Source organism: Pseudaminobacter soli (ex Li et al. 2025), from assembly GCF_029892515.1.
Taxonomy (GTDB): domain Bacteria; phylum Pseudomonadota; class Alphaproteobacteria; order Rhizobiales; family Rhizobiaceae; genus Pseudaminobacter; species Pseudaminobacter soli_A.
Genome location: NZ_JARXVF010000018.1, coordinates 1 through 6,015 on the forward strand (window position 1 = coordinate 1; position 6,015 = coordinate 6,015).

General features: G+C 70.7%; 7 protein-coding genes and 1 pseudogene. All 8 read right to left on the reverse strand.

Going from position 1 to position 6,015, the window contains the following annotated elements:
* Window positions 1-269 (reverse strand): annotated as a pseudogene (locus M2281_RS29065) (chemotaxis protein CheD); the annotation flags it as partial.
* Between the two features lie 32 nt (window positions 270-301).
* A complete protein-coding gene (locus tag M2281_RS29070; RefSeq protein WP_280824688.1) occupies window positions 302-691 on the reverse strand; it encodes a response regulator in 390 nt (129 codons plus the stop codon).
* 2 nt (window positions 692-693) lie between these two features.
* Window positions 694-1,740, reverse strand: coding sequence for a protein-glutamate methylesterase/protein-glutamine glutaminase (locus M2281_RS29075; RefSeq protein WP_280824689.1), 1,047 nt, complete (start codon window positions 1,738-1,740; stop codon window positions 694-696).
* Entirely contained in the window at window positions 1,737-2,639 is a 903-nt protein-coding gene (locus tag M2281_RS29080; RefSeq protein ID WP_280824690.1) for a CheR family methyltransferase, read from the reverse strand. Before M2281_RS29080 ends, M2281_RS29075 begins: the two co-directional genes overlap by 4 nt.
* Window positions 2,636-3,091, reverse strand: coding sequence for a chemotaxis protein CheW (locus tag M2281_RS29085; RefSeq protein ID WP_280824691.1), 456 nt, complete (start codon window positions 3,089-3,091; stop codon window positions 2,636-2,638). Before M2281_RS29085 ends, M2281_RS29080 begins: the two co-directional genes overlap by 4 nt.
* 4 nt (window positions 3,092-3,095) lie before the next feature.
* On the reverse strand, window positions 3,096-5,267 hold the full coding sequence (locus M2281_RS29090; RefSeq protein ID WP_280824692.1) for a chemotaxis protein CheA: 2,172 nt from the start codon (window positions 5,265-5,267) through the stop codon (window positions 3,096-3,098).
* A 59-nt stretch (window positions 5,268-5,326) separates the two neighbouring features.
* Entirely contained in the window at window positions 5,327-5,692 is a 366-nt protein-coding gene (locus M2281_RS29095) for a response regulator (RefSeq protein ID WP_280824693.1), read from the reverse strand.
* Window positions 5,689-5,991 carry an STAS domain-containing protein gene (locus tag M2281_RS29100; RefSeq protein ID WP_280824694.1) on the reverse strand — a complete coding sequence of 101 codons (303 nt, stop codon included), beginning with the start codon at window positions 5,989-5,991 and terminating at the stop codon, window positions 5,689-5,691. The genes M2281_RS29095 and M2281_RS29100 overlap by 4 nt, the downstream gene beginning before the upstream one ends.
* Between the last annotated feature and the right edge of the window lie 24 nt (window positions 5,992-6,015).

Consider the following 6,015-nt stretch of genomic DNA (forward strand, 5'->3'; position numbering starts at 1 on the left):
TCGAGCGTGCGGGCGCCGCCGAACAGCTTGGCCTCGAGCCGCTGGCGCTGGGCGCCGCGCGCCAACAGCCCGTTGACCAACAGCTCCATCAGGTGGACGCCGTAGCGCTCGGCGTCGCGGCGGGCCGCACCGAGCGTGCCGGGCAACAGGAAGTGGTTCATGCCGCCGACGCCGGCGTAGGGGTCGCGCAGGCAGGCGGCGACGCAGGAGCCGAGGATGGTGGTCAGCACCACCTCGGGCCGGTCGACGACATGGAACTCGCCGCGCATGACGGTGATGCGCTGCGGCGCGGCGTCCTTGGTCACCTGAGGTCCCCGACGATCTGCTCGATGGCGCGCTTGAGCTGGGCGGTGGTGAACGGCTTGGTCAGATAGTTGTTGACGCCGAGGGCGGCGGCGCGCTCGAGCAGGGCGCGGTCGCTCTTGCCGGTCAGGATGATGAACGGCGTGTTGCGGGTCGGGGCGTAGGAGCGGATCGCCTTGAGCAGGCCCAAGCCATCGAGGTTGGGCATGTTGAAGTCGGAGATCACCAGATGCTGCGGCTGCGCCATGATGGTGCGCAGCGCGTGCTCGCCGTCCTTGGCCAGCGTGATCTGGCGGATGCCCATGTCCTGCAGCGATTCGGAGATCAGGATGCGGGAAGTGGTGGTGTCGTCGACGACGAGCACCTTGAAGTGTTGAAGGAAAGACATGGTTAGCTCCGTGCAGGGGAAGGTGCCCGGGTCAAGCCGAGCAGGTGGGCGGGGATCTTGTCGAGCGGCAGCTGGCGCTCGACGGCGCCGGCCTCGAAGGCGGCGCGCGGCATGCCATAGACCAGGCTGGTCGCCTCGTCCTGGCCAAGCGTGGCGGCACCGGCCTGGCGCAGCGCCAACAGGCCGGCGGCGCCGTCGCGGCCCATGCCGGTCAGGATGACGCCGACGGCGTGGCTGCCCAGGCTCTTGGCGACCGAGGCAAACAGCACGTCGACCGACGGCCGGTGGCCGTTGACCGGTTCGCCGGCGCGCAGCCGGCAGCGCAGCGCGCCCGCTCCGCCGGCGACCTCGAGATGGCTGGCGCCGCCCGGCGCCAGATAGACGTGGCCGGGCAGCAGCGGGGCGCCGTCGACGGCCTCGCTGACGGTCGGCCGGCACAGCCGGTTGAGCCGCTCGGCAAAGCTCTTGGTGAACAGCGGCGGCATGTGCTGGGTGATGACGGTGGGCGGGCAGTTGGCCGGGAACTGGCCGACGATGGAAAGCAGCGCCTCGACGCCGCCGGTCGAGGAGCCGATGGCGACGACGCGGCCGTTCGGCGCGTAGCCGGACGGTGCCGGTGCCGGCGCGGCGCTGGCCGGGGCGTCGCCGCGCGGCCGGATGCGGGCGCGCGCCGCCGCCTTGACGGTGGCAATCAGCGCCTCGAAGGCGTGCTCGTCGCTGAAGCTGGCCTTGGAGATGCAGTCGAAGGCGCCGATCTCGAGCGCGGTCAAGGTGGCGGCGGCGTGGCGGCTGGTCAGGCTGGAGACCATGATCACCGGCATCGGCCTCAGCCGCATGATCTTGTCGAGGAAGTCGAGGCCGTTCATGTTCGGCATCTCGACGTCGAGGGTCAAGACGTCGGGATTGAGCGCCTTGATCTTGTCGCGCGCCTCGAGCGCGTCGGCGGCGTGGCCGACGACCTCGATGGCGGGATCGCGGCGCAGCGCCACCGACAACAGGCTGCGCATGGTGGCCGAATCGTCGACGACCAGGACCCGGATCGACTTCATCGGCCGGCCCCCTTGAGCTGGTAGGTGGTGATGCCGGCGGGCTGGAAGTCGGCCGCCGCCGGCCCCGACACCCGCTCCGAATGGCCGATATAGAGGTGGCCGCCGGGCGTCAGCTGCGGCACGAAGCGGCTCCAGATCCGCGCCTGCGTCGCCTCCTCGAAGTAGATGACGACGTTGCGGCAGAAGATCGCCTGGAAGCGGCCCTTCATCGGCCAGCTCGGCGCGATCAGGTTGAGCTCGCGGAAGGCGACGAGCTGGCGCAGCTCGTCGGCCACGCCCCAGTCCTTGGCCGCGCCTTGGCCGCGCAGCGGCACGAACCAGCGCCGGCGCAACTCGGCCGGCACCGGCCGGAGTGCCGCCTCGCTGTAGACGCCTTGATGGCCGTGGGCGACCATGTTGGTGTCGATGTCGGTGGCCAGGATCTTGATGTCGTGGCCGGCGGCCTCCGGCAGCAGGCCCAAAATGGTCAGCGCGATGGTGTAGGGCTCGGCGCCGTTGGAGCAGGCGGCCGACCAGATGCGCACGCGGCCGCCGCGCCGCGCCTGGTCGAGCAGCGGCGGCAGCACGGTCTTGGCGAGATGCTCGAAGTGGTGCGGCTCGCGGTAGAAGTTGGTGACGTTGGTGGTCAGCGCCGCCAGCATCTTCTGGCGCTCGTCGAGGCCCTCGGCCGAGGCGACCAGGGCGCAGTAGTCGCGGAAGCTCTCGAGCCCGAGCGAGCGCAGCCGCTTGGACAGCCGCGAATAGACCAGCGTCGCCTTGGCCTCGGTCAAATAGATGCCGGCATCGGCGTGCAGCATGGCGGCGATCTGGCGCATGTCCTCGCTGGTCAGCACGAACTCGCCCGCCACGATGCTGCGCCGCCGCGCGTTGCCTGGGCCGCCGCTCTCGAGCTCGCTCATGCGGCGATCGGCTCGAAGGTCGGCAGCACGTTGTCGAGCGCGATCAGGCTGATCATGCGGCCCTCGATGGCGAGCACGCCGCGCACGAAGCTGGACGCCATGTCGGAGGCGACGTCGGGGGTCGGCTGGATGGCGTCGTCGGTCACCGACAGGATGTCGGAGACGGCGTCGACCAACAGCCCGACCACCTGGTGGCCGACCTGGGCCATCATGATGACGTGGCGCACCGTCGGCTCGGGCGGGGCGAAGCCGAGGCGGGCGGCGAGGTCGACGATCGGCAGCACCGCGCCGCGCAAATTGATGACGCCGCGCACATAGGCCGGCGCCTGCGGCAGCACGGTGGCCGGCGTCCAGCCGCGGATCTCGCGCACCGACATGATGTCGACGCAGAATTCCTGCTCGCCGATGCGGAAGGCGATGAGTTCGCGGGTATGCTTTGAGGTCTCGGTCATGTCCTTACCCTGCTGCTTTGAGAACCGGTTCGAGCGTGGCGTCGGCGTGGGTCTCGGCGACCACGGCGTCGACGTCGAGGATCAGCGCGACGCGGCCGTCGCCCAAAATGGTGGCGGCGGCGATGCCGGGCACGGCGCCGTAATTGGTCTCCAGGCTCTTGATGACGACCTGGCGCTGGCCCTGGATGGTGTCGACCAACAGCGCGCTGCGGCGGCCGCCCTCGGTCTCGACCAGGATGGCGACGGCGGCGGCCGGGTCGGTGGCCTGGGCGCGGAAGCCGAGCGCGCGGCCGATGTCGATGAGCGGCGTAAAGGCGTCGCGGATGGCGATGACGCGGGCGCTGCCGCCGAAGCCGTGCACGTCGGCCGCCTTGGGCTGCAAGGTCTCGATGATGGCGGTCAGCGGCACCACCAGGGTCTGGCCGGCGACGGTGACCACCATGCCGTCGAGCACCGCCAAGGTCAGCGGCAGGCTCATGGTGAAGGTCGAGCCCTTGCCCGGCCGCGAGGCGATCGACAGCCGGCCGCCGAGCGACTGGATCGAGCGCTTGACCACGTCCATGCCGACGCCGCGGCCGGAGATGTTGGACACTTCCGCGGCGGTCGAGAAGCCGGGCAAAAAGATCAGGTTGTCGGTCTCCTCGTCGGACAGAACCGCGTCGGCGGCGATCAGCCCCTTGGCGATCGCCAGCTGCTTGACCTTGGGCCGGTTGATGCCGGCGCCGTCGTCGGCGACCTCGATGACGATGCGCCCCGAGCGGTGCATCGCCGACAGCCGCACCACCCCTTCCGCCGGCTTGCCGGCGGCCAGCCGCGCCTCCGGCGCCTCCAGCCCGTGGTCGATGGCGTTGCGGATCATGTGGGTGAGCGGGTCGGTGAGGCGGTCGATGACCGTCTTGTCGACCTCGGTGGCCTCGCCGTCGGTGATCAGCCTGACCTCCTTGCCGGTCAGCCCGGCGACCTCGCGCACCAGGCGCGGCATGCGCTGGAACACCGATTTGACCGCCTGGGCGCGGATCGCCATGACGCAGTCCTGGATCTCGCGCGTCAGCTGCTCGAGCTCGTCGAGGCCGATGGCGACCGCCGAGCCGGGCGCATGGCCGGCCTCGATGACCCGCTGCGACAGCATCGCCTGGTTGATGACCAGCTCGCCGACCAGGTCGATCAGCCGGTCGACGCGCTCGAGGTCGGCGCGGATGGTCTGCGGCGCGCCGGCGCCGGCAGTGGCCTCGCCGCGCGCCTGGCCCGGCTTGGCGGCCGGGGAAGGGGCGTCGGCGGCCGGCGCGGCGCCAGGCGCCGGGGCCATGGTCAGCGGTTCGCGCAGCGCCAGCGGCTCCGGTTCGGCAAATACCGGTTCGGCGGCGGCCTCGGCCTGGATCGAACGCAGCAGCGCCTCGACGTCGAAGCCGGCGTCGGCGGCCGCGCCGCCGGCGGCCTGGATGGCGAGCTCGCAGTCCCACTCGACGAACTCGAACACCTCGCGCACCGCCTCTTCACCCTTGTCGGTGGTCAGCTCGACGCTCCAGTCGAGATAGGCGCCCTCGGGGTCGAGCTCGCCCAGCTCCGGCAGCTCGCTCGTGTTGCAGCTGACCGCGATGGCGCCGAGCCGCTCGAGCTCGCGCAGCACCAGCGCGGTCTCATTGCCCTTGGCATAGAGCTCGGGCCGCGGCTTGAAGCGGATGCTGAAGCTTTGCGCGGCCGGCGCGGCCGGCACGCTGTCGAGAAAGTCGAAGCCGACCGTGACCGGGTTGAAGACAAAGCCGTCCATGTCGCCGTCGCCGCCGTCGTCGTCTGTCGCCAGGCCGCCGCCGATGGTGTTGAGCTCGTCGATCAGCACCTGGCTGCGGCCTTCGTCGACCACCTGGTCGGTGCGGGCCGCCTGCACCAGGTCGGCGAGCAGGTCGGCGGCGCGCAGCATCACCTTCAGCAGCTCCGGCGTCGGCGCCAGCGTGCCCGAGCGCAGCTGGTCGAGCGCGGTCTCGAAGACATGCGCAAACTGCACCAGCGCCGCGAGGCTGAAGGCGCCGGCGCCGCCCTTGATCGAATGCACGGCGCGGAACACCGCGTTGACGGTGTCGGGCTCGGCCTCGCCGGCCTCGATCGCCAGGAGACCGGCCTCCAGTTCGGCGAGCTGTTCCTCGCATTCCTGGAAGAACGTCTGTTTGATGGCTGACATCGCGTCCACGTGCCTAGTCTCCCTTTACGCCTTTACGCCTGTGTGCCCTGTACCGCCGCTCACGCCGCGACGCGCCGGATCGCCTCGATCAGCTTGTCGGGGTGGAACGGCTTGACGATCCAGCCGGTCGCCCCGGCGCGCCGCGCCCGGTCCTTCTTGGCCGCGTCGCTCTCGGTGGTCAGCACCAGGATCGGGATGCCGCGATAGGCGGGCTCGGCGCGCACCTGCTCGATGAAGCCAAAGCCGTCGAGCCGCGGCATGTTGATGTCGGTGATGATCACCCGCGGCGTCTCGCCCTTGAGCACCTCGAGCCCGTGCACGCCGTCCTCGGCCTGGACGACGCGGTAGCCGGCCTCGCCGAGCGCCAGCTTCAGCATGTCGCGCATGGTGCGCGAATCGTCGACGGTCAGGATGGTCATGCTCATGCCTCGGGTTCCTCGGTGGTCAGCGCGGCGGGGCTGAGGCCCATGAGCCGCAGCCCGTCGACAAAGGCGGGCGTCGGCGCACTCAGCGTCAGCGCCGCGGCATCGGTGCGCCAGCTCTGCGCGGCCGCCAACAGCACCTGCAGGCACTGGCCGCCGAGCCGCTCGACGCGGCTGGCGTCGATGGCGAGCGGGGCGCCGCGCAGCGCCGCCAGGCAGGCGGCAAGCGCGGGCGCGGCCCTCAGATCAAGCACCGCGGGCAGCTCGAAGATCTGCGGCGTCGGGTCACAAACCGTCGTCATCTTGGCTTAGAACTCCTGCCAGCC